Genomic DNA, 23,710 nt, shown 5'->3' with positions numbered 1-23,710 from the left:
AGCAAAAACGCTACTTAGTGAGGGATAGGATGAAAAAATATAGAGAGAGTGTAGCGCCATTTGCAGATTATCAACAACTCATCCAGCTGAATCCATTTGATGCAGTCGTATGTTTGAGAAAAGTTGATACGACAGCGTTTGAGGTCGTTGAATTTAACGATAAGCTATTATCATTGATTGAGCTGCAGGATCGTACAGCCAAAAAAGCAGAGAACTTTTTTTCAAAACAATGTTGGCTGCAATTGTCGAAATTTCTAAATCAAGAATTCAATAAACAGCATGTCCTAAAATTAGGTATAGGTCCACAAGAAAAAACATTTGCAATTCATGTACAGCACTTTGCTAAATCAATGGTTGCCATTATTCTTCGGGCAACACAATTTGACATCAATCCATATTTACAATTCATAGAACAACATGTGAGCCCAGTGTTAACAACAGATTTACAAGGTCGAATTATTCACCAAAACGTTGCTGCTACCCAAGCACTGTCAATGGAACACAACAGTCTATTAGGTCTAGATATTTTTTCATTATTAGAAAATAAATATGTCAATGAGTTTAAATTGCTATTTGACAAAACAATTGAAGGCTCAGCATTTGGCATGCCAAAATGTTTATTGAAGGGTCAATTGTTAAGTAAAGAACCCTTTTACTTAAGAACGCATCCAACGTATTATAACGGTGAAGTGATAGGTGTACATTTATTTGTTAAAGATGCCAATTCATTTATGAATGATCATGAGGCATTTTATTACCTAGCATTAATGGATGAATTAACAGGTATTTGGAATCGAAAAGCCTTTAAAGAACACTGGCTCCATCATTTAAATGACAAGAAGCAAGAGCACAAGCAAGCTGCCCTGATTTTAGTTGATATTGATCGCTTTAAAAAATTCAATGAATCTCTTGGTGAGAGCAGAGGAGACGAACTCATGCGCATGTTTAGTCACAGACTTCGTGAGCTCTGTTACTCAAAATGCTCGCTCTACCGCTATAACAGTGATGAGTTTATCTTTGTGTTAAAAGATGCAACGATACAAAAAATTGAGCGGACAGCTAATGCTATTCTGGATATTTTAAAACAGCCTTTTATGATAGATGGGCAGGAATATTTTATTAGTGTATCGATTGGTATTTCTCTTAGTCCTGCAGATGGGAAAGATTTAGAAACCCTTGTACGAAAAGCGGATAAGGCTTTATTTTCTGTTAAAGAACATGGTCGATCACATTATCGTTATTATCGTGAAGATATGACCGCTATTTTTCCAAATGAAGCCTTGATGGAGGCTCATTTACGTCGTGCAATTGAATTTAATGAGTTAAGCCTTCATCTGCAACCACAAATGGATTTAGCAAATAATAGCATCAATAGTTTTGAAGCCTTATTAAGATGGAACAATCGTAAATTTGGTTTTGTATCACCAGCACAGTTTATTCCAATTGCAGAGGCATCGGGCTTAATTATTGAAATAGGGGATTGGATTATTGATGAGGTTTGTCGTTACCAAAGCGAATGGCAGACAAAGGGCTACCGTCCTGTACGAATAGCGGTTAATATATCACCAAAACAATTTAGAAAAGAAAACTTTGCGCGAAAAATTAAAGAAGCGTTGAAGAAATATGATGTTCCTCCAGAATTACTAGAGGTAGAAATTACGGAAAGTTCAATGACCAACGTCCATGAAACATTTTCAATTCTTACAGAGTTAAAGCAATTAGGTGTTTATGTATCAGTGGATGACTTTGGAACAGGCTATTCCTCATTAAGCTACCTTAAACGTTACCCGATTGATATTATTAAAATCGATCAATCATTTATTGCCGATATTGCAAAAGATGATAAAAACGAGGCCATTATTAAAGCAATTATTTCGATGTCTCATAATTTAGGATTAGAGGTCATTGCTGAAGGAATTGAAGAGCCGACACAAGTCGACTTTCTAAAACGTCATCGTTGTCAAAAGGGACAAGGCTATTTATACAATAAACCATTACCAGTTGAAACAATTGTGCAACAATATTTTGTAAGCTGATAAGAAGTAGCACTTCATCATAAAATGGATGAAGTGCTACTTTTTTTACTTATTGCTCTTGAGACCGTTCAAGACAATTGTTGTAAATTGGGACATTTCTGAAGCAAGATCGAAATCTTCGCTGTGTATTAACCAATCATAAACATTGGCGCGCATACAACGTTGAATGATTGCTTGGATGTTAGGAATTGATATATCTTGTCTGAATTCTCCTTGTTGAATACCCTCTTCGATATATGTATTCATAATTTGAAAAATTTTACGTTGAGGGTTAATTAAATAATGATCTTGCTGCACTTGGTTTGTCATTGCAGCTGTATACACAGTACGCAATAAATCCTTACCAACAACATTAGTTAAATACTTCATTTGTTCTTGATACACTAGCAGTATTTTTTCACTTGCTGGTAATGCTCCATCAATATTTTTTTCAACAGTACTATAAAAATGATCAAGCTCCTTAAATTTTTCTAAAATAACATCATATTTAGAAGGGAAGTGTGTATAAAATGTACCTTTTGAAACATTGCATGCTTTTGTAATTTGTTCAACAGATACATGCTCATAACCATATTTATTAAATAAATCTAAAGATGTTTTTAATAATCTTTCACGTGTTTCTAATGCCTTTTTTTGTCTGTTTGTGAGTACTTCCATTGCTGCTTATTACCTCCACTATTAAATATTGTGAAATATTTTATATAAAAAATATTCAGAAAATATTAAATTTTTAATTGACGAGATGGATTTCTATTGATTATGATTTAATTGACCGAAGTCAATGACCGTGGTCATTGTAGGTATCTCGTTACTAATGTTACTTTAAAAAATGAAAGTTGGCTAGTGCATCAACAAGCTTTTCTATTGTATTTTCAAGGATTGGGGGAGGTCTAAATGAAGGAGAAATTAGGTTTTATCGGCTTAGGCAATATGGGTTTACCGATGTCTATTAATCTATTAAGAGCAGATTATGAGGTATATGGTTATGATACAAATGCACAGGCAATGGAACAATTCGTAGCAGCGGGGGGCATCGGGCTTGAGTCAGCTAAGGAAATTGCCAAACAATGCGATGTAATTATGACCAGTTTGCCTACCCCACAAATTGTTGAATTGGTTTATCAGTCAGAGCAAGGCATTTTACATCATGCAAAGAAAGGTAGCTTACTAATTGATTTTAGCACTGTAAATCCCGAATTGAATGATTCGTTACATACAGAAGCAAAAGCTTTGGGATTACGATATTTGGGAGCACCTGTAAGTGGTGGGGTCATCGGGGCTGTAAATGCAACATTAACAATTATGGTTGGTGGTGACACAGATGATTATAAAATTGCTGAAAGAATATTCGGAATAGTTGGAAAGAATATCTATCACTTGGGCACATCTTCAAGTGTAGGCACACGAATTAAATTACTGAATAACTTAATGATTGGGTTTTACACAGAGGCAGTCGCTGAAACCATTGTACTTGGTGAAAAAATGGGTATTCACGCAGACACACTATATGAAGTTTTAAGCAATAGCTATGGCCAAAGCCGTATATATGAACGCAATTTTTTGGAGTATATGAAAAATGATAATTATGAGCCTGGCTTTTCAACAAATCTACTATTAAAGGATTTGAAGTTAGCTAAGGAGATGGCAGATGAAGCAGGTGTATCACTGCGAATTGGTGAAAAATTAGTGGATCTTTACAGTGAAATTTCTCAGCAAGGCTATGGAGAAAATGATATGTCTGCAGCTTATTTAAGCTTAAAAGAAACATGTAAAATAGAACAATTATAAGAGGAGGAAAAAATATGACGACAGCACAAGAGGTTAAAACATTAACACATTTTATTGGAGGCAAATTGGTTGAAGGGAAAAGTGGACGATTTGGTTCGGTATTTAATCCAACAACAGGTGATGTTATTGCTAAGGTGCCCCTTGCGACAGTAGAGGAAACGCGAGATGCAATCGAGCAAGCTCAAGCAGCATTTCCAACTTGGCGAGATACATCAGTGGCAAAGCGTGCAGAAGTTGTGCTAAGGTTCCGTAATCTTATTACTGAAAATATGGAGGAGCTATTACACATTATTTGCACTGAAAGCGGAAAAACGATTGAAGATGCCAAAGGTGAAATTACACGGGGACTTGAATCTGTTGATTTAGCCATTGGTGCGCCTCACTTAATGAAAGGGGAATACTCTGTTAATGTTGGAGGTCAAATCAATGCCTATTCTGCAAAATACCCATTAGGAGTTGTAGCGGCAATTTCTCCATTTAACTTCCCAATCATGGTACCCCTAGCACAAACGAGTATGGCTATTGCTGTAGGAAACGCTGTTGTATTAAAGGCTTCCGAGCGCGTGCCAATGACTGCATTGTATGTTAGTGAGCTGTGGAAGAAAGCCGGTTTGCCTGATGGTATTTGGACAGTCATTAATGGTGATAAAGATGCGGTCAATGAACTTTTAGAAAACCCGACTGTGCAAGCGATTTCATTCGTCGGCTCAACACCAGTAGCTAAATATATTTATGAAACAGGATCAAAGTACGGAAAACGTGTAACTGCTCTTGGTGGTGGTAAAAACAATATGGTCGTAATGCAAGATGCGGATCTTGAACAGGTTGCTAGTGCCTTTATTGGTGCAGCTTATGGAGCAGCATCCCAGCGTTGTATGGCGATATCTACTATTATGCCTGTAGGAAAGGATACTGCTGATCGCCTAGTGGAGATTCTTAAGGGGAAAATTTCTAATCTGAAAGTAGGCCCATATACAAACCCTGATTCAGATTTTGGCCCTGTTATTTCTCAGCAATCAAAAGAAGCAATACTTGCTGCCATTGATCGAGGGGAAGCTGAGGGAGCCTCCGTAATTTGCGATGGTCGAGAGCTTGACATTGTCAAAGAGTCTAAAGGATTTTATGTAGGTCCAACATTATTAGATCATGTAAAGCCAGGCATGGAAGTTTATGAGCAAGAAATATTTGGTCCAGCACGTAATGTTGTTCGTGTTGATTCATTGGAGGAAGCTATTGCCCTTATTAATAAGCATGAGCTAGGTAATGGTGTCACTATCTTTACTAATGATGGGTTAGCAGCTCGTAAATTTACGACGGAAATTGATGTCGGTATGGTAGGTGTCAATGTACCAATTCCTATTCCAGTAGGCTACCATAACTTCGCAGGCTTTAAAGGCTCTCGTTTTGGTGAGGGGCATATGTTCGGTCCGGATCAAGCGCGATTCTTTACAAAAACAAAAACAATTTCAGAGCGTTGGATGGCGGGCAATGCCTCCACTGCATCAACATTTGCATTCCCTAGCAATAACGACTAATACAAACAAAGAGCTGTAGAAACATACAGCTCTTTTTCTAAAAAAGGGGAAGGGTGGGGTGTAAATGTTAGAGTATCTTGGTCTTTTTGGTAGTTTAGCATTGTTAGTTTACTTAACGATGAGAGGTGTAAATTTACTTATTTCAGCACCGTTGACAGCACTGTTAGCAGCCATCACAAATGGTCTTGCGTTTTTTCCTCAAACAGCAGAAGAAAATCAGGCCAACTTCTTAACAAGCTATATGGATGGATTCACAGGGTTTGTTGGTTCTTGGTATTTAATGTTCATGGCAGGTGCCATTTTCGGTAAAGTCATGGAGGACACTGGCGCAGCAGATAGTGTCTCTAAATGGATTGTTGAAACAATTGGGGTGAAATATGCCACCTATGCTGTCGTATTAGCTGCCGCAGTACTCACATATGGAGGAGTTTCCGTTTTTATCGTAGCATTTTCTGTTTATCCAATGGCTATCAGTTTATTTAAACAAGCCAACTTTCCACGACGTTTTATTCCTGCTGCACTAGGTCTGGGTTCTGTCACTTTTACAATGACATCAGCAGGCTCACCTGAAATTCAAAACTGGATACCCATTTCCTTCCTTGGTACCACACCATATGCAGGGTGGCAAGTTAGTATTGTTGTCGCTATTTTCATGGCTGTTGGTGGCTCACTTTGGTTGAATTGGATGATTAAGCGGGCTGTTAAAAATGGAGAAATTTTTATTGCACGTTCAACAGATCCAGTAGCAGATGAAAAGCGTAAGCTTCCGAGCCCGCTTCTGAGTCTTGTGCCGTTATTAGTTGTTTTAGTAATTTCTTATATTTTTCACGATTCCCTAGGAACCTCGGCTTTAATTGTGGCATTAACAAGTGGTTGTATTGTGGCGTATATAGTGAGCTTTAAATATGCAAAATCAGTTGGAGCAACGTTAGCAGCAGGCGCAATGGGTGCTATTATTGCCATTGCGAATACAGCGGCTGTAGTTGGCTTTGGAGGGGTAGTAAAAGCAACACCGTCTTTTATTGCAACAGTAGATGTTATGACGAATATCCCTGGTAGTCCGTTAATCGGAGGTGCACTAGCCATTGCTGTTATTGCTGGTTTAACAGGTTCCGCATCTGGAGGACAAACCATTGCGATGCCTTTACTGGCACCACATTATATCGATATGGGTGTAGACACAGAAGCGTTGCATCGGACAATCGCTATCGCATCAGGTTCCCTTGATTCATTGCCACATGGTGGATATGTTGTGACAACCATCAATTCGGTATGTAATGAAAAGCATAAGGATGCCTATATGCCATTTGGAGCATTGACCGTAATTATCCCGATTATAGGTACAATCATTGCGATCATATTATTCTCATTGGGTATGTAGATGTAGGAGGGATGTAGTATGCAAGGAAAAACGGTTTTCATTACCGGGGCAGCTCGTGGCATCGGTCTTTCTATGGCTCAAGCATTTGCTGAACAAGGAGCAAATGTAGTGATAACGGATAAAGATGAACATTTATTAAAAGAGGCAGTTGTACAAAATCCCACTTTAACTGCCTATACATGTGATGTAACAGAGGAACAGGCTATAAAAAAGGCTATCGATTTTACGATAAGTCATTTTTCAACAATAGATATTTTAATCAATAATGCAGGTTTTCAACACGTCTCTCTAATTGAAGAATTTCATACGGAGATTTTTGAGGCTATGCAAAAGGTAATGGTCGTAGCACCCTTTGTCGCGATGAAATATGCATTACCACATATGAAGAAAAATCAATTTGGACGAATTATTAATATGGCATCCATCAATGGCGTCATAGGGTTTGCTGGTAAAGCAGGTTATAATGCTGCAAAGCATGGTGTCATTGGGCTTACCAAGGTAGCTGCACTTGAGGTGGCGACTAATGGAATCACGGTAAATGCCATTTGTCCGGGATATGTTGATACAGAATTAGTACGTAATCAGTTTAGTGATTTAGCAAAGACACGGGGTATTCAGGTAGAGGAAGTGCTTGAACAGGTGTTATATCCACTAGTACCGCAAAAAAGGCTACTGGATGTCTCAGAAATTACGGCACTAGCTTTATATTTAGCAGGTGATACAGCAAAGGGGTTAACTGGTCAGGCCATTTTATTAGATGGCGGCTATACAGCTCAATAGCTTAGGAGGGTTGAAATATGATTCAAACAAAAACAATCTTTACGGTTCATTCGCCAGGCACAATCGTATATGGGCGAGACTCATTTGAAGAAGTGGGCGAATATGCAAAAAAATTAGGCTCCAAGGCATTAATCGTTAGTGACCCAATCATGGATAGCTTAGGTTTTGTTAACCAATGTCGTACGCTATTAAAGACCCAAGGGGTGGAAGCGGTTTCATATATAGGGGTAGTAACGGAGCCCAATGATACGTACGTAGCAGAGGGATTACAATTATTGCAAAACGAGAACTGCGATGTCATTCTGTCGGTTGGTGGGGGAAGCTGTATAGATACGGCCAAGGCAATTGCAGTAGTGGCTACAAATGGTGGCTACATAGGGGATTATATGAAGATGGCAAAGGTTGCAGAGCAAGCACCAATTCCACACATAGCCATACCTACGACGGCAGGTACAGGATCGGAAGCAACAGATGCAACCGTTATTACCAATACGAAGAGTGATGTAAAAATGATGATTAAGCAGCCAGCCTTTATGCCAACGGTTGCGATAGTCGATCCTATTTTAACGCTAACATCACCGCCCGCAATTACTGCGGCGACGGGTATTGATGCATTAAGCCATGCAATAGAGAGCTATTTATCACGTTTAGCACATCCCTATTCTAATGTGCTTGCATTATCTGCTATGGAATTAATCGTTAATAATCTAGTAAAAGTCTATGAGCATGGGGATGATGTTGATGCGAGAGAAGCTATGTCATTAGGCTCTATGCAGGCTGGGCTGTCCTTTTCTAATGCGTCCGTTGCTTTAGTGCATGGCATGTCACGTCCAATTGGTGCACTCTTCCATGTTCCACATGGTATTTCAAATGCGATGCTTTTACCAGCAGTTCTGGACTTTTCAAAAGAATCATGCATAGATCGTCTAGCAGATTTAGGTCAGTTTTTTAATGAAACAAAAGAACCCTTATCGCAAGAAGAGCTTGCTCAGCTAGCTATTACGTCCATTAAAGAAATGTGTAAGCATATGAAGATTGGGAATCTAAAGCAATGGGGAATAGAGGAACAAGCTTACTATGATGCCATCCCTAAAATGGCAGAGGACGCAATTGCAAGTGGCAGCCCAAGTAATAACCCAAAGGTACCGACAAAGGAAGAATTAATGGAACTATATAAAATTGCTTATACGTATGAATTTTAATATATGGGGGCTATTCAGTTTACTAGAATAGCTCTCTTTTTTAGTAGACAGAAAAATAAACTAGCTATCTGTAGAATTAATATGACATATTCGAGAAAATATAGTAAAATTTTAATGAATCATCATTCATTTTTGATAAAGGGGGAAATGGGATGTTACAAGGGAAAACCATTATTATTACAGGCGGATCAAGTGGTATGGGGCTTTATATGGCGAAGCAATTCGTTGCTGAGGGAGCGAATGTTGTCATCACAGGGCGCAACGAAGAACGACTAGCAGAGGCTAAAAAATTTATTGCTGAGGCTGGTCCTGCTATTGAGACATTCCAAATGGATGTACGTGTGCCAGAGCATGCTGAGGCAATGCTTGCATTTGCTGTTGAAAAATTTGGTCAAGTTGATGGGCTTGTGAATAATGCTGCAGGTAATTTTATTGTCCGTGCAGAGGATTTATCACCAAATGGCTGGAAGGCTGTAGTAGATATTGTGTTAAATGGGACATTCTTCTGTTCTTCAGTTGTCGGTAAGTATTGGATTGAACATAAGATTAAAGGATCTATTTTAAATATGGTGGCAACTTATGCTTGGAATGCTGGAGCGGGTGTTATCCATTCAGCTGCGGCAAAAGCAGGGGTATTGTCATTGACAAGAACCTTAGCTGTCGAATGGGGAAAACAGTATGGCATTCGAGTCAATGCGATTGCACCTGGCCCAATTGAACGAACAGGTGGGGCTGATAAGCTTTGGGAATCAGAAGCAGCAGCGGCTCGAACATTAGATTCTGTTCCATTAGGTCGCACAGGCACACCTGAAGAAATTGCTGATTTAGCTACGTTTATGATGTCTAACAAAGCAAGTTATATGAATGGAGAATGTGTCACACTCGATGGTGGGCAATGGCTCAATCAATATCCTTTCTAATAAATGTTGTGCATAATAGAGAGCTTGGTTGACGCATACTAAGGGGAAAGAAAGGAGTTTTGCCTATGGGTATGTGGTTAATACCAGCTATCATTGCCATTGTGATCATTTCTGCTATTTCTTTTGTCTCCACATTAAAAATTGCAAAAATGACTTCTGAACGGAAATCTGAAAATGATACCCCGGTTTCCGAAACAGTGGAAGAATATGCAACAATGTTGAACCCCATTGTTTGGGTATATGCAATTTTTTTGCTTTTTTTAGGTATCATGATTTTTTATTACTGGAGTAAGGCGGGCTATTAAACACCATCATCTTCATTCAGTAAAGAAACAGCTTAGCTGAATGAAGATGTACTTAGTTTTTGTTGTTAGGCTAAAATAATTCATTATTCGTGAAAAACTCTTCTAGTTCTGATCATGGTCATACATAGAAAAATTGTGATATGATGAAAGAGAAGGACTGTTCTACACAGTGAGGACAGAAAAGGAGAAGAAGTTCATGATTTCAACTAACAGCAAAGACTTATTAGCAATGCCAATTAGTGATTTTATCATTTCCTCTGAAAAAGTTGCGCATGTACAAAGTGGAAATAGTGCGGAACATGCACTCCTTGTACTAACACGTACAGGGTACTCGTCCATACCTGTATTAGATTTGAAATATCGACTTCAAGGTTTACTAAGCATGAAAATGATTACTGAATCGATTCTTGGACTTGAGCATATTGAATATGAAAAGCTACCTGATATTAAAGTGGACTCAATAATGGAAAAAGAAATCGCTGTTTTAAAGTTAACGGATACGTTCCAGCGTGCTTTGGATTTAGTTATTAACCACGCCTTTTTATGTGTAGTGGACGAAGAAGGAACATTTGCAGGGATATTAACAAGACGTGTTATATTAAAGCAATTGAAAAAATATATTTATCAAAAAGATTAGTAGCTTAGGGGGACTCAGATGAAAATCATGAGGCCCTCTTTGCTTGTATTGGAGGTTTACAGATTGATGGCAACAGAGGCAGAAATTTTAAAAATTTTAGCTGAAGAACGCAATATGCGAAAAGCAGCAGAACGTCTATTTTTATCCCAACCAGCTCTATCTCAACGTTTGCAAACAATTGAAAAAGACTGGGGTGCACAGTTATTTATTCGTTCACAAAAGGGGTTAACAGCAACACCAGCTGGCGAGCAGGTAATTGCGTATGCAAAGGAGATGCTAACTAAAAAGGAAGAGATTTTTGAAACGATTCAATCCTTAACAACAAAGGTAAATGGGACATTGAAAATTGCCTGTGCCTCTATTGTTGGCCAAAACTGGCTTCCCAAAATTTTGAAGGACTTTGTATCAAAATATCCTGAGGCAAAAATATCTCTTATGACTGGTTGGAGTTCTGAAATTGTGAAAGCACTTTATGAGGGTGAAGCACATGTTGGCATTGTACGAGGGCAGGTTGACTGGAAGGGAGAAAAGATTCATCTTTTTAGAGATACGCTTTATTTAGTGGATAAAGAGGTTAAGACTATTGAAGATGTTCTAAAGACAGACCGTCCATTTATTCAATATAAAAGTGATTCCAACTACTATCAAGAAATTCAACAATGGTGGCAACAGCATTTTGCTTCAAATCCAAGGAAACAAATTTTAGTGGATCAAATTGAGATTTGTAAGCAAATGGCTTTAAATGGTATTGGATATGCTATACTACCCTCCATTACGTTAAATGACCATGATGCAATTCATAAAATCCCTCTAACAAATGATGAAAAAGAGTTTGGTCTTACGCGAGATACTTGGCTAATTGGCTATGAATCCTCCTTTGAATTAAGACAGGTAGAGGCGTTTGTTGAAGTAGTGCAGGATCATGCTCGTTGTTTGTTTGATTATACAAATTAGGAAATAAGGCAGTTCCAAGCTCTTTCGGGATTGCCTTTTTTTCATTATAGAGGACCTAAATTTCTTAAGAGTTTATGAATATTCATGAAGATGTCATAAGAAATGGAACAAACTACAATTTAAATCGTATAATTATGTAACCATCTATTTACATAAAAAGGGGTTGAGCTTTTGAAAAAGACAAAAATCACGGCACTGACCTTATTAATTATGCTTGTAATTAGCTTTATGTTGCCTTCAGCACAAGCAAGTGCTGCTGCTACACTAGAGGTAAAAGCAACAGCAGGTATTTCAGGTAAAGCTAAATATCAATCAGTAGTGCCGCTACAAGTTACGGTAAAAAATAATGGCGCAGATTTTTCAGGAGATATGGCGATTAATTCTGCCAATTCCTATGAGGCTGCATCAGCAATGGTCGTTCCAATTGATATAGCAGCAGGAGAAGAAAAGACATTTACTTTCTATCTGGATGGTTTAGCTGACTATAGTTATTCGGAGACAGATCTATTTGCTTTTTATGAAGGGAGTATTGAAAAAGGAAAAAAGATTGCCTATAAAGGGACAAAACGTCTACAATCTAACTTTTTAGATCCCTCTTCAACATTTATTTATACACTGACGGATAAAAGTGATCGACTTTCAGCATTTTTACGTTTATCCACTTTTGTCGCTCAAAGTAATGTGGAAGTATTTAATATTAATCAATTAAAAGATTATACATTCCCAGAAGATTCACAGGGACTTGCTATGGCGAATGTAATTGTTGTAGATGAAGTGGCAATCGCCGATTTATCACAAAAACAACAAGAATCCTTACTAAAATGGGTACAAGATGGCGGTACATTACTCTTAGGGGCTGCTGATCAAATCGATGCAACAGCAGGGATTTTAAAAGACTATTTACCATTATCATTATCACAAGAGATGACTTCGATTTCTGCAGAGGCATTAACAAAATTGTCTGGTGGCGGTATTTTTACACAGCCTATTTCAGTTTACGCTGCTAAAACTAATGAAGGAAGTCTACCCGTACTAACTGAAAACAATGCAGTGTTAGCAGCAAAGAAAGCAGTTGGTAGTGGAGAAGTTATTCAAACAGCCTTCTCGTTAGGAGATCAACCACTTTCGTCAATGGATGGCTACGCGGCACTTATAGCTAAAATGATTGATGTTCAGAGCATTTCACAGCAAGGGATGATGAGGCAGGGTCAATCACCATTTGACCAAATTTCTTATGAGCTTCGTAACATTAATGAGTTATTCCCATCCTTTGAAGTATCAGTAGGCTATATGCTAATCGTCATTATTCTTTATATTTTAATCATTGGTCCAATTTTGTACTTTGTCCTAAAAAAAATGGATAAGCGTGAGCATGCATGGTGGGTTATTCCATCCATCTCTATTGTTCTTTCAATTGTTCTCTTTATTGTTGGGGCGAAAGATCGAATTGTTCAGCCACAAGTTCAACAATCTGCATTTTATAAGGTAAATGAGGATAGTAGTGTAAATGGATATTATGTGGAATCTATTTTAACGAATCGTAGTGGTGATTTTGTAGTCAATGCAGATAAAAACACGACTGCCGTTGCGTTAAGAAGTTACAATAATTTTACTGGCACGATGGGAGCTCTACATGAGTCTTCCTATATTAAAGAAAATGCCAATGGTTCAACGCTAACATTACGTGACTTAAGCTATTGGTCCGTGCAATCCTTTGCAGGAAAATCGTCAGCTCAAAATATCGGCAAAATGGATATTGATATCACATTAAAAAATGAAAAGCTGTCAGGAACGGTTAAAAATAATTTCCCATTTGCATTAAAGGATGTCACATTAATCTCTGGTGTGAAAGAAGTAAAATTAGGTGATATTGAAGCGAATGGAACTTTACAGGTTGATAAGGAACTGAAAACAACTGTTCTTCAAAAGCCATCTTCATTTAATAGTTACAACTATAGTTACCCATCGACGAAGGATGAGGTAGATCCAATGCGTATTGAACGAATGAAAACGATGGCGTTGCCACTCGTAGAAAATGATAGACAGCCGATTCTTACTGCTTGGACAGATCAAGCTATTGTAGGGGTTGAACTTGAAACAAGTGCCAATATGTCACCAATTACAATGCTTGTTCAACCATTTAAAGGGAAGGTGGAGCTATCAGGTCCATTTACGATGAAGCGCAATAACTTTAACTATACATTAGCTCCACTATCTGCAAGTGGCTATTATGAAAAAATTGATGAGGAATTGAACCAATGGTATCTATCAGATGGTTTATACGAAGTAACGATGGCAATGCCAGATCAATTTATGGATGCTGTTCAATCACTAAATGAACTGACCATTTCTAATAAGGATGTTAAGCGTATGCAGCTGTCGATATGGAATAATGAAACGAATTTGTACGAGCCTTTAGTGGATACAAAACAAGTATTTTCGGATAACATTTCAAAGTACTTTAACCAAGATGGGGAGCTTCGAATCGAAATCAAATATGGTCCTGATCCATCAGGAGAGCAAACGAAGCTACCAGATATAGAGCTGAAAGGAGTGGCAAAATAATGATTGAAATTCGTGACTTAACGAAACGATACGGCTCCTTTACAGCATTAGATCATTTAAACCTTTCCTTAGAAGAGGGTGTAGTATTTGGTTTTGTTGGTGCCAATGGAGCAGGGAAATCAACAACATTCTCTATTTTAGCTACATTATTATCACCTACTTCTGGTGATGCACTGATTAATGGCAAAAGTGTTGTGAAGGAACCGAAAGAAGTAAGAAAGCAAATTGGTTATATGCCTGATTTCTTTGGTGTATATGATCAGTTAAAAGTAGATGAATATCTAGATTTTTATGGTGCGAGCTACGGTATTCAACTGGCAGAGCGTCAAGTGCTAATTCCTCAACTATTAGAGCTTGTGAATTTAACAAGCAAACGCTATGAATATGTAGATTTATTATCTCGTGGGATGAAGCAACGGTTATGTCTTGCCCGTGCCCTTATCCATGATCCAAAGGTATTGATCTTAGATGAGCCTGCATCAGGATTGGATCCTCGTGCACGTGTAGAGATGCGTGATATTTTACGAAATTTAAAGTCAATGGGGAAAACTATTTTGATTTCTTCGCATATCTTACCAGAGCTTGCTGAGATGTGTGATGAAATCGGGGTTATTGATAATGGCAAATTAATTGCGCATGGCAATGTAGCTGCAATTCAAGCCCAGTTACAGGGAGAAAAGCGGATTGTGCTGAAAATAACAGATCGACTAGAAGAAGTCCGTGCATTTTTAGAGGAAGATCCACATGTTTCATCTATTAATGTGATCGACAATCGTTTAGAAATTGCCTTTAACTATCGCGGTACAAATGCCGAACAGATAGCATTACTGAAGAAGGCAATGCTTGCTGATTTACCGATCTATGCATTGAATGAAGAAGAAAAAGATTTAGAGGATGTCTTTATGGCTATTACGAAGGGAGCGGACAATCAATGATGGAGAGATTTTATAATCCAGTACTCGTAAAAGAATTAAAGTTACGCTTCCGTTCTTTTAAAAGTTTCTCAGGTTTAATGTTTTATTTAGCAGTACTTTGTATTTTCATTGCAGGATTTTTATTGCTTACAACGGAGTTTACTGGCAAGGGCTTCTTTAGACCAGATACAAGCTTTATGATGTTTGCTGTACTAACAATTTTACAAATGGCATTAGTTCTTTTTATTACACCGAGTTTGACTGCAGGTGCTATTAGTAGTGAGCGTGAAAAACAAACATTAAATATTTTACTAACAACAACACAAAGTTCGACACAAATTGTAGTTGGAAAATTATTATCTTCCGTAGCATTTCTAGTATTGATGCTGGTGGCAGGATTGCCACTATATAGCTTAGTATTTTTATTCGGTGGTGTTTCACCTTCACAGCTGATTTCCATATTCTTATTTTATTTAGTCACTGTCGTAGCAATAGGTAGTATAGGTGTTATGTTTTCAACGATTACCAAAAGAACGATTGTTGCCATGATTGCCACATATGGCTCTATCATCTTTTTAGGAGGTATTACAGCATTCTTCTTCTTTTTAACGATGGCCTTTCATCAGATGGGGAACGCTGTTGGTACTAGTACCTCCTTTATGACTTATTTTTGGGCATCCATCAATCCAGGTGCCTTAATGTTAACGCTTATTTCACCAGAGATGGGAGATGCGTTAGCTGAACTTTCTGGTGTGAAATTACCTGTCTGGATTACTTATTTAATCGCTTATGTATTCATCATTGTGCTTTGTTTAACGATAGCGATCAAAAAATTACGTGCCAATATGAAAAGTAACCGATGAGGAGGAATAGTTATGGAGCGGCGTAAGCAATTACGAAAATATATTCAGCGTGCAAAGTCGAGTTTAACTTTTGAAAGAAGCCTTCCTATTGCACAATATGGCTTGTTTTTTGCATTGCTTTCGGGTGCTTCTCTCGTCCTTATTTCACGATTATTTGTCTGGCCATATTATCGTCAAATAGCGATTGGTGTTTTTGTTACCGTTATGATTGTAACTATTGTTTACATATGGTGGAGACGTGTTAACGAGAAAGAGGCTTTGCATACACTCGATCAATATTTTTCACACAATGAGTTAGTTACAGCGCTATCATTTAAAAATGATCAGGACCCCCTTGTTCAATCTTTATTATCTAAAGCCATAGAGAATGTTGAAAAAGCTTTTGCGGATTTTAAGGCTCGAAAGAAAAATATGTTTCGTCCTAAAGCGTTTATCGGTCTATTTATTACAATAGTTGTCCTAGCTATTCTTTATATGTTCCCGGCAGCTACACAAATAGAAGCGATAGAGGTTGAAAAAGAACGAGCTGTAATTGAAGATATGAAAAAAGAAGTTGCAGAACTAGAGAAAAAGGCACAGACAAAAGAAGTAAAAGAGCAATTGCAAGAACTTCAAAATACTTTAAAAGAGACTGAAACAGCAGAAGAAGCTTTACGAGAAGTTGTCAAAAAACAAAAGGAGCTAGCATTAAAGGAGCAGCAATTAAAGGATAAACAAACAGCTAGTCAAGATGGCGCTACAGAAGATCAAGAATTATCGAAGGATGAGATTGAGCAGCTAAAAGAACTTGCTCAAATGCAGCAAGATCTAACAGAAAATGCAAATGCCACACAAACAGCTATGAGTAAGCTTGGTAAACCAGCAAGTAATTCCTTACAAAATGCGATTGCCAATGCTAGTACCGGAAACAGTAACAATCAACAATCATCAAGTAATTCTCAACCAAGTAATCAGCCAAGTCAGTCTGGTCAAAATAATGCCCAAAGTAGTTCACAACAACCAAATGGTAAGGGTCAAGGCCAAGGACAGGGTCAAGGCCAAGGACAGGGTCAAGGCCAAGGACAGGGCCAAGGCCAAGGCCAAGGACAGGGTCAAGGCCAAGGCCAAGGCCAAGGCCAAGGTCAAGGACAGGGCCAAGGTCAAGGAGCAGGTAGTGGTCAGGGTAGTCGAAATCTATTAACGACACCGAATCGGGTTGGAGGATCCAGTGAAACATCTGTGGATGGTGGAACACTAGGAGATGGTACGCATGTTTCTGAACAACAAGGAAATGGCCCCATAACAAAGGGCTCCATTCGACCTTATGAAGAGGTAATTGGTTCCTATAAAGACAGCTATTTAGAAAGCTCAGAGCGTTTACAGTTACCGAAGGATTTACAAAATGTCGTGCAATCTTATTTCACGTCAATTGAGTCGCAGTAGGAGGAAAAGAAATGGCATTTACAGAGCAACAGTATGTTGAAATGAGTACGAAATTACAACAAGTTAAAGAAGAAATTCATCGTTTCATTGTTGGGCAGGAAGAAGCAATTGATTATACATTGTTTGCAGTACTAGCGGATGGTCATGCATTGTTAGAGGGTTTACCAGGTTTAGGGAAAACGATGTTAATTCGTACAATTTCTGAAGTACTTGATCTGTCGTTTTCACGTATTCAATTTACACCAGATCTTATGCCAGCAGATATAACAGGAACGAGTATGATTGAACGTACACCTGATGGTAAGCAGCAATTTACATTTCAACCGGGGCCAATCTTTAGTCAGATGGTGTTAGCCGATGAAATAAATCGTGCAACACCAAAAACACAAAGTGCTTTGTTAGAAGCAATGGGAGAGAAAACGGTGACGATTTTGGGGGATACGAAAAAAATGGCGAAACCTTTTTTCGTATTAGCAACGCAAAACCCAATTGAGATGGAAGGAACTTATCCATTACCTGAAGCGCAAATGGACCGTTTCCTTTGTAAAATTCTTGTACCATACCCTGAAAAAAATGAACTTATGGAAATTATGAAACGAACGACAGGCGCTCAAGAAATTGATTTACAGAAGCTCATGAATACAGAGGCTCTTATCGAAGCACAACAAATGGTGAAGGAAGTAATGGTTGCCGATGAAATGTTAGAATATGCAACTGACCTAGTGGTGGCTACACATCCTGAAAGATCAGATGCTCTTGATGAGGTTAAACAATATGCTATGTATGGCAGTGGTCCACGTGGATTGCAAAGCTTAATAAAATTGGCAAAAGCTAGAGCATTGATGAATGGACGTTTCCATGTTTCTGTAGCAGATATTAAATCCGTGGCAAAACCAGTTTTACGTCATCGGATGTTGTTGAATTATGAAGGGGAGGCTTCAGGAAAAACAACAGATGATGTAATTGATGTTATTTTAGAAAAAGTTCAGCAAGGTATAAGCAAGTGACAGAGAAATACTTATTGCCCGAAGACTGGTTAGCGAAAATCAGTCGTTTCCAAGTAGCGACGGCCTCCAAACTACGTGGGCAACATAAGGGCTCACACCGTTCACAGCGCTTCGGGGCCTCCCTCGATTTTTCAGATTTTCGAGAATATCATTTAGGTGATGATGTTCGTCAAGTAGATTGGAACGTTTTTGCGAGAACAAATAAATACTTTATTAAAAGGTTTCTAGATGAACAAGAGATGCGAGTCCATATATTGCTAGATACTACCAAATCGATGGGAGAGGAAGCCAAATGGCTATTTGCTCGTCAAATAGTGGCGTCCCTCGGTTTAATGGTACTAGGGCGAGATGATCGCCTATCCTTTTCATTTGTCCAACATGAAGGAAAACCGCCATTTCGACGTAAGGGTGCAATGTATCGCCGTGCTTTTTTGCAGGTAGTGACTGAAATAGAGGAAGCTAGTTTCTCTAGCAGTTTCGCCCAGGGGGCATTAAAAGCTTTACCTAAAGATAGTACTGTGCTATTCATTATCACAGATGGGTTAGAGCCAATTGAGGAATGGGAACAGCTGTTAAAAAGGTTACCACGATATGCAGGCGATGTTCGCATGTTGCAAATTGTAACCCAGGAGGAGCTTTCACCCAATTATTCCGGTGATGTCCGCCTCCTAGATCGTGAAACAGGTAAAGATGTCAATGTAACGATGTCCTCTAAAGTTCTAGAAACCTATCATGCAAGGCGATTATTACATGAAGAAGAGTTAGAGGCCATTTGTCGTCGCTTTGGCGTTCGAAAAATACAATTGAAAGTGGAAGATGGTTTTCAACATGCGATTTTCCAACAATTATTAAAAGCACATTGGATTAGGTGAGGTGAGCCGTATTGGGCTTTAGTCAAATTATATTTAGCTGGACGGCCATCATCCCGGTCATTGTCCTACTTTATTATTTCTTTCGTAAAAAGTATACAGATCAAACTGTCTCTTCAACTTTATTTTGGTCTGAAATTATGCAGGAAACCCGTGTATCGCCTTATTTAAAGCATTTACAAAAAAATGCTTTACTTTATTTACAGCTGCTTGCCTTATTGCTGCTTGTATTGGCACTCATGAATCCGTATGTTAAAAAATCTACGATTGTTGGTGCACAAACGATATTTATCGTTGATACTTCAGCTACGATGCTAGCAGGTAAAGATCAATCAACCTTTGATACACATAAACAGGAAATGTTGTCATTAATGAGCGAGCTAAATGGGAGACCTGTCACATTAATAACAACTGGTGCTACTCCACAAGCCGTTTTACAGCGAGAAACAAACACAAATGAAATTGAAAAAGCGATTAAAAATTTACAAGTAACCTATGAAACCGCAGAAATAAACAAGGCACTTGATGTTGCACAGGCATTTGTTGGTGATACGCCAACTTCTATTTATGTTTTTACAGATACACTTAATAAAAAACAATTACCGATGGACAAAGACTCAGTGAAATGGCTAGTAAGAGGGGCTCCAAAGGACTTAACAAACATCGCTATTACACGATTTGCTGCTACGACAGATGGACAGGTTACGATGGCACTTGTACAGCTACATAACGATACACCTGACGAGCAAAAGGTAACACTAGCTTTGCAAAATGCTGAAGGGAAAGAGGTTGTAGCAGAAAGTGTAGTTGTGCCTCCCAATGAAGCTATTACAAAAACATTCAAAAATTTACCTTTAACAAAGTCAATGACTGCACTTATCGATGCAAAAGATGATTATCAGGTAGATAATCAACAAACCGTTCTACTTCAAACCGAAACTTCAAAAATGGTTGTTGATCAAAGCATGCATCAGTTGATACAAAAAGGCTTTCAAACCGTGAGTAGTGGGGTGAAAATCGTTCCATCACTGCAAGTAGCAGACAATCTGGATGCGAATGTGATTACGAACCAAACGGCTTTATTGGAGAAAATGGAAAAGCCTCTTGTGTTATTTGGTCGTGATGATGCTGAAAAGATGGAAGTAAAGGGCACAATAAGTATTCAAAGTGACGCCTTATTTGCATTTAGTGAACTAAAGGATGTTTTTGTAACTGCTATTTATCCTGGATTTGCAGATTATCAAACTATTGCTTCTGTGGGGGATGAGCCTTTCATTCAACGTTCTCCGAAAGGGGATATCATTGTTTTAGCCGATATTGCTGATACAGATTGGCCATTACATCCATCATTCCCGCTATTTTTATGGAGTATTGAACAGCAATTATCAGAATCTGTTGGTTCCCTTGGTATTTTCACACCAAATGAGCAGCGTGCGGTTGCTTTAGCACAAGGAGACTGGAGTGTTTATTCACAAGAAGATGAGTTTCAATCATCTATCACGAATGGCATGCTAATTGCACCAAAACAACCAGGTATTTATATGGTTCGTTCAAATAATGAGGAAAAACATTTTATCGTGCAATTACAAGCACAAGAACGTGTCATTGAACAAGGGACAAGCTTTACCTTAGGTGACATCCCAGACAATGGGAAGGAAGAAATATCAAAGGCATCTTTCGTACCTTGGCTTATTATTATTATTTTAATATTGCTTGTTTCAGAGTGGGAGGTGCAACGACGTCGTGGATTTACGAATTGATTGGCCATTAGTATTGTTGCTATTACTTCCATTGTTCTTCTATTTTGGATGGACTTATTTTCGTGAAAGGCAGCGACTAAAAAAGAGTCATGTTGTTGTGCTTGCTATTCGCATAATCGCAGTAGGGTGCTTAGTTTTTGCGTTAGCTGGTCCCTATCTATTATTGCCCATAAAAGAAGAACAAATTGTGTATTTAATAGACCGTTCTGCTTCTATGAATGGTACAGAAGATGAGATGGTTCAGTTTATACAGGAAAGCCTACAATCGAAAAAGGATCAACAGCTTGCAGGGGTGTATTCTTTTTCTTCCACTTTACAAACAGAAGCCATATTATCAAAAACGCTAAAGGAAGTACCGAAGCTTACTGAAATAAAAGCAACCGATCAAACGAATATTGAACAAAGTCTCCAACTGGCAACTGGTATTGTTAATCCAAAAAAAGCAACTCGTTTTGTGCTATTAACTGATGCTAATGAGACAAAAGGAGATGTCTTAGAATTCGCTACAAGGTTAAAAGACTCTAACATTAGTGTAGATGTTGTACCTTTTAGTCAGCCTGTTGTGCATGATGTTTCGCTAAAAAGCTTTGTATCCCCTCAAGTTGCTTATGTAGGGGAGCAGCAACAATTAGTGACAGAGATTTATGCAACAGCAGCAGGTAAAGGTGAGCTGCTATTATATGAAAATGATGAGCTTATTCATCGTGAGTCTATTGAGCTTAATGAAGGTACGAATATGTTTACCTATAAGCACGCAGCGACTGCTGAAGGACTAGTAAAATATGAGGCTGTTGTACAAGTAGGACAGGATGCTATTTTTGAAAACAATAAGTTAACAAGTGTCACAATGGTGCAAAGTGAACCACATTTACTCATTGTCAATGGTTACGAAACAGCCTCACCTATCGCAGCAGCACTTGGTAGTCAATCCATAGCCTTTGATGTTATTGAGCCTAAAAGTTTACCAAATGAACTGTCCAGCTATTTGCAATATAATGCAATCATTTTTGACAATGTTCCTGGCCATTTAGTAGGTGAGGCAAAAATGAGTGTTATTGAGCAAGCTGTCAAAAACTTTGGTGTAGGTTTCACCATGGTTGGAGGGGAAAACAGTTTTGGTTTAGGGGGCTATTTCAAAACGCCAATTGAAACTTTATTACCTGTAGAAATGGAAATAAAGGGAAAAGAGCAACTACCTTCATTAGGATTAGTCATTGTACTCGATCGTTCTGGCAGTATGTCTGGGTCCAAGCTCGAGCTTGCTAAGGAAGCTGCTGCACGTTCAGTAGAAATGTTGCGCGATGAAGATACATTAGGATTTATCGCCTTTGATGATCGGCCATGGGAGATTATAGAGACAGCGCCTCTGAGTAGTAAAGAAGAAGCAGTAGATACGATTTTATCCGTTACACCAGGTGGTGGAACAGAGATTTATAGTTCACTTGCAAAAGCCTATGAAAATCTTGCAGATCTAAAGCTGCAACGTAAGCATATTATTCTCTTAACAGATGGGCAATCACAGTCAGGGAATTATGAAGATTTAATTGCTGATGGGAAAGAGAACGGTATCACATTATCGACTGTTGCGATTGGTCAAGATGCCGACGCAAACTTACTAGAAGCGCTAAGTGACATGGGCAGTGGTCGTTTCTACGATGTTATTGATGAGCAAACCATTCCTTCTATTTTATCTCGTGAAACAGCTATGATTTCCCGTACCTATATTGAGGATAACCCATTTTATCCAGCAATCTATAATGCGGCAGGTTGGAATACACTGTTTGCTAATGGTGTCCCTCAAATGAATGCATATATTGGGACAACAGCTAAACAAGGAGCTACCGTCATTGCAGAAAGTGAGAAGGAAGATCCTGTGTTAGCACAGTGGCAATACGGTCTAGGTAAAACATTCGCCTTTACATCCGATTCTACCGGAAAATGGACAGGAGATTGGGCAAGATGGCAGGATTGGGAGACATTTTGGCAAACACTTATTTCACAAATGCTTCCTAGTTATAATGATGTTGCCTACGATGTGAGATTGGAAACAGATGGTTCCTTTATGATTACGGATCCTACAAATGAAGCAGCATTTTTAGATATTGTAGCAGTTAATGAAGCAGGTGAAGAGCTAGAAACACAACTTGAAACCATTTCGACCTCTCAAGTTCGAGCTACTGTACAGGCTGAACCAGGATTAATTTTCTTCCGTATAGCTGATGAAAAGCAGGCCATATATCAAGCAGGACTAAGCGTTCCTTATAGTGCTGAATATGAACTACTTCCTGTAAATGAACATTTAGTAGAAGAATTAACCAAACAAACTGGTGGATCTGTCTTAAAGGAACCACAAGAAGTTTTCCGTGACTTTGCAAAAAAAGGAGCGGACCGTCAAAACATTGCCTCATGGCTTCTCCTAGCAGGCATGCTACTATTCTTTATTGATATTACAATAAGGCGTTTTGGCTGGAGCTTCCTCACAAAACCGAAGAAAAAAGAACAGCTCGTTGAGGAAAAACCTGTACAGGCAGAAGACACCAATGTTGCCCAATTATTAAAGGGTATGAAAAAAAGATCGTAATATAGTAGAAGCAGTACAAAACGAAACAGTTTTGTACTGCTTTTTTATATTCTTTGAGGTGAATGAAAAAGTAGTCCTCGATTGAGCGGTGAGGGCGAGTGCACTGCAAAGAAGTGTAACTGCTTATAGAGTTGAGGAAAACGCACCAAGAAGGGGGATCCTCGCTCCAAAAGTAAGGGAAAGCGCTCCAA

The 23,710-nt window shown here is 38.5% G+C and carries 19 protein-coding genes; 18 read left to right on the top strand and 1 reads right to left on the bottom strand.

The features are described from left to right. Positions 1–29: 29 nt before the first annotated feature. Positions 30–2,036 (top strand): putative bifunctional diguanylate cyclase/phosphodiesterase, encoded by a 2,007-nt coding sequence (locus tag ABC382_RS11680; RefSeq protein ID WP_274795750.1) that lies wholly within the window; start codon positions 30–32, stop codon positions 2,034–2,036. A 45-nt stretch (positions 2,037–2,081) separates the two neighbouring features. On the opposite strand, the gene ABC382_RS11675 is transcribed toward ABC382_RS11680, so the two are convergent. After that, the gene (locus ABC382_RS11675; RefSeq protein ID WP_274795751.1) at positions 2,082–2,693 is read right to left on the bottom strand and encodes a TetR/AcrR family transcriptional regulator; all 612 of its coding nucleotides are present in this window, start codon (positions 2,691–2,693) and stop codon (positions 2,082–2,084) included. 237 nt (positions 2,694–2,930) lie between these two features. Between ABC382_RS11675 and ABC382_RS11670 the strand changes: the two genes are divergently transcribed. The 17 genes from ABC382_RS11670 (at position 2,931) to ABC382_RS11590 (ending at position 23,519) form a co-directional block, all read left to right on the top strand. Further along, entirely contained in the window at positions 2,931–3,824 is an 894-nt protein-coding gene (locus tag ABC382_RS11670; RefSeq protein WP_322611364.1) for an NAD(P)-dependent oxidoreductase, read from the top strand. A gap of 14 nt (positions 3,825–3,838) precedes the next feature. Continuing rightward, positions 3,839–5,359, top strand: a complete 1,521-nt coding sequence (locus ABC382_RS11665) for a CoA-acylating methylmalonate-semialdehyde dehydrogenase (RefSeq protein ID WP_322611365.1) — start codon at positions 3,839–3,841, stop codon at positions 5,357–5,359. Between the two features lie 64 nt (positions 5,360–5,423). After that, positions 5,424–6,740, top strand: coding sequence for a GntP family permease (locus tag ABC382_RS11660; RefSeq protein WP_312504784.1), 1,317 nt, complete (start codon positions 5,424–5,426; stop codon positions 6,738–6,740). A gap of 18 nt (positions 6,741–6,758) precedes the next feature. Beyond that, on the top strand, positions 6,759–7,520 hold the full coding sequence (locus ABC382_RS11655; protein WP_274795755.1) for a 3-hydroxybutyrate dehydrogenase: 762 nt from the start codon (positions 6,759–6,761) through the stop codon (positions 7,518–7,520). A 17-nt stretch (positions 7,521–7,537) separates the two neighbouring features. Continuing rightward, entirely contained in the window at positions 7,538–8,722 is a 1,185-nt protein-coding gene (locus ABC382_RS11650) for an iron-containing alcohol dehydrogenase (RefSeq protein ID WP_322611366.1), read from the top strand. Between the two features lie 152 nt (positions 8,723–8,874). Continuing rightward, positions 8,875–9,642, top strand: a complete 768-nt coding sequence (gene fadH, locus ABC382_RS11645; RefSeq protein WP_274795757.1) for a 2,4-dienoyl-CoA reductase — start codon at positions 8,875–8,877, stop codon at positions 9,640–9,642. Between the two features lie 65 nt (positions 9,643–9,707). Then, positions 9,708–9,947, top strand: a complete 240-nt coding sequence (locus ABC382_RS11640; protein WP_274795758.1) for a short-chain dehydrogenase — start codon at positions 9,708–9,710, stop codon at positions 9,945–9,947. A 196-nt stretch (positions 9,948–10,143) separates the two neighbouring features. Continuing rightward, the gene (gene cbpB, locus ABC382_RS11635; protein ID WP_274795759.1) at positions 10,144–10,584 is read left to right on the top strand and encodes a cyclic-di-AMP-binding protein CbpB; all 441 of its coding nucleotides are present in this window, start codon (positions 10,144–10,146) and stop codon (positions 10,582–10,584) included. A 66-nt stretch (positions 10,585–10,650) separates the two neighbouring features. Continuing rightward, positions 10,651–11,538: a transcriptional regulator CcpC gene (gene ccpC / locus ABC382_RS11630; RefSeq protein ID WP_274797272.1), complete on the top strand. Its 888-nt coding sequence runs from the start codon at positions 10,651–10,653 to the stop codon at positions 11,536–11,538. 171 nt (positions 11,539–11,709) lie between these two features. Then, positions 11,710–14,103: a DUF7408 domain-containing protein gene (locus ABC382_RS11625; RefSeq protein ID WP_412926822.1), complete on the top strand. Its 2,394-nt coding sequence runs from the start codon at positions 11,710–11,712 to the stop codon at positions 14,101–14,103. Continuing rightward, complete coding sequence (locus tag ABC382_RS11620) at positions 14,103–15,038, top strand: ABC transporter ATP-binding protein (protein ID WP_322611368.1); 936 nt, start codon at positions 14,103–14,105, stop codon at positions 15,036–15,038. The genes ABC382_RS11625 and ABC382_RS11620 overlap by 1 nt, the downstream gene beginning before the upstream one ends. Beyond that, positions 15,035–15,880, top strand: coding sequence for an ABC transporter permease (locus tag ABC382_RS11615; RefSeq protein ID WP_274795763.1), 846 nt, complete (start codon positions 15,035–15,037; stop codon positions 15,878–15,880). Before ABC382_RS11620 ends, ABC382_RS11615 begins: the two co-directional genes overlap by 4 nt. A 12-nt stretch (positions 15,881–15,892) precedes the next feature. Beyond that, entirely contained in the window at positions 15,893–17,302 is a 1,410-nt protein-coding gene (locus tag ABC382_RS11610; protein ID WP_407132946.1) for a hypothetical protein, read from the top strand. An 11-nt stretch (positions 17,303–17,313) separates the two neighbouring features. Beyond that, a complete protein-coding gene (locus ABC382_RS11605; RefSeq protein WP_322611370.1) occupies positions 17,314–18,309 on the top strand; it encodes an AAA family ATPase in 996 nt (331 codons plus the stop codon). After that, positions 18,306–19,181: a DUF58 domain-containing protein gene (locus ABC382_RS11600; protein WP_274795766.1), complete on the top strand. Its 876-nt coding sequence runs from the start codon at positions 18,306–18,308 to the stop codon at positions 19,179–19,181. The genes ABC382_RS11605 and ABC382_RS11600 overlap by 4 nt, the downstream gene beginning before the upstream one ends. 11 nt (positions 19,182–19,192) lie before the next feature. Beyond that, entirely contained in the window at positions 19,193–20,938 is a 1,746-nt protein-coding gene (locus tag ABC382_RS11595; RefSeq protein WP_322611371.1) for a vWA domain-containing protein, read from the top strand. Continuing rightward, the gene (locus ABC382_RS11590; protein ID WP_322611372.1) at positions 20,922–23,519 is read left to right on the top strand and encodes a VWA domain-containing protein; all 2,598 of its coding nucleotides are present in this window, start codon (positions 20,922–20,924) and stop codon (positions 23,517–23,519) included. The genes ABC382_RS11595 and ABC382_RS11590 overlap by 17 nt, the downstream gene beginning before the upstream one ends. Positions 23,520–23,710 lie beyond the last annotated feature (191 nt).

The organism is Lysinibacillus phoenicis, assembly GCF_047238325.1.
Taxonomy (GTDB): Bacteria; Bacillota; Bacilli; order Bacillales_A; family Planococcaceae; genus Lysinibacillus; species Lysinibacillus irui.
This window is presented reverse-complemented; position numbering and strand designations above follow the sequence as displayed.

Coding starts and splice junctions, on each gene's coding strand:
- ABC382_RS11615 (WP_274795763.1), top strand. CDS start 15,035: ATGATGGAGAGATTTTATAATCCAGTACTCGTAAAAGAATTAAAGTTA.
- fadH (WP_274795757.1), top strand. CDS start 8,875: ATGTTACAAGGGAAAACCATTATTATTACAGGCGGATCAAGTGGTATG.
- ABC382_RS11680 (WP_274795750.1), top strand. CDS start 30: ATGAAAAAATATAGAGAGAGTGTAGCGCCATTTGCAGATTATCAACAA.
- ABC382_RS11665 (WP_322611365.1), top strand. CDS start 3,839: ATGACGACAGCACAAGAGGTTAAAACATTAACACATTTTATTGGAGGC.
- ABC382_RS11610 (WP_407132946.1), top strand. CDS start 15,893: ATGGAGCGGCGTAAGCAATTACGAAAATATATTCAGCGTGCAAAGTCG.
- ABC382_RS11650 (WP_322611366.1), top strand. CDS start 7,538: ATGATTCAAACAAAAACAATCTTTACGGTTCATTCGCCAGGCACAATC.
- ABC382_RS11605 (WP_322611370.1), top strand. CDS start 17,314: ATGGCATTTACAGAGCAACAGTATGTTGAAATGAGTACGAAATTACAA.
- ABC382_RS11670 (WP_322611364.1), top strand. CDS start 2,931: ATGAAGGAGAAATTAGGTTTTATCGGCTTAGGCAATATGGGTTTACCG.
- ABC382_RS11620 (WP_322611368.1), top strand. CDS start 14,103: ATGATTGAAATTCGTGACTTAACGAAACGATACGGCTCCTTTACAGCA.
- ABC382_RS11640 (WP_274795758.1), top strand. CDS start 9,708: ATGGGTATGTGGTTAATACCAGCTATCATTGCCATTGTGATCATTTCT.
- ABC382_RS11675 (WP_274795751.1), bottom strand. CDS start 2,693: ATGGAAGTACTCACAAACAGACAAAAAAAGGCATTAGAAACACGTGAA.
- ABC382_RS11655 (WP_274795755.1), top strand. CDS start 6,759: ATGCAAGGAAAAACGGTTTTCATTACCGGGGCAGCTCGTGGCATCGGT.
- ccpC (WP_274797272.1), top strand. CDS start 10,651: ATGGCAACAGAGGCAGAAATTTTAAAAATTTTAGCTGAAGAACGCAAT.
- cbpB (WP_274795759.1), top strand. CDS start 10,144: ATGATTTCAACTAACAGCAAAGACTTATTAGCAATGCCAATTAGTGAT.
- ABC382_RS11660 (WP_312504784.1), top strand. CDS start 5,424: ATGTTAGAGTATCTTGGTCTTTTTGGTAGTTTAGCATTGTTAGTTTAC.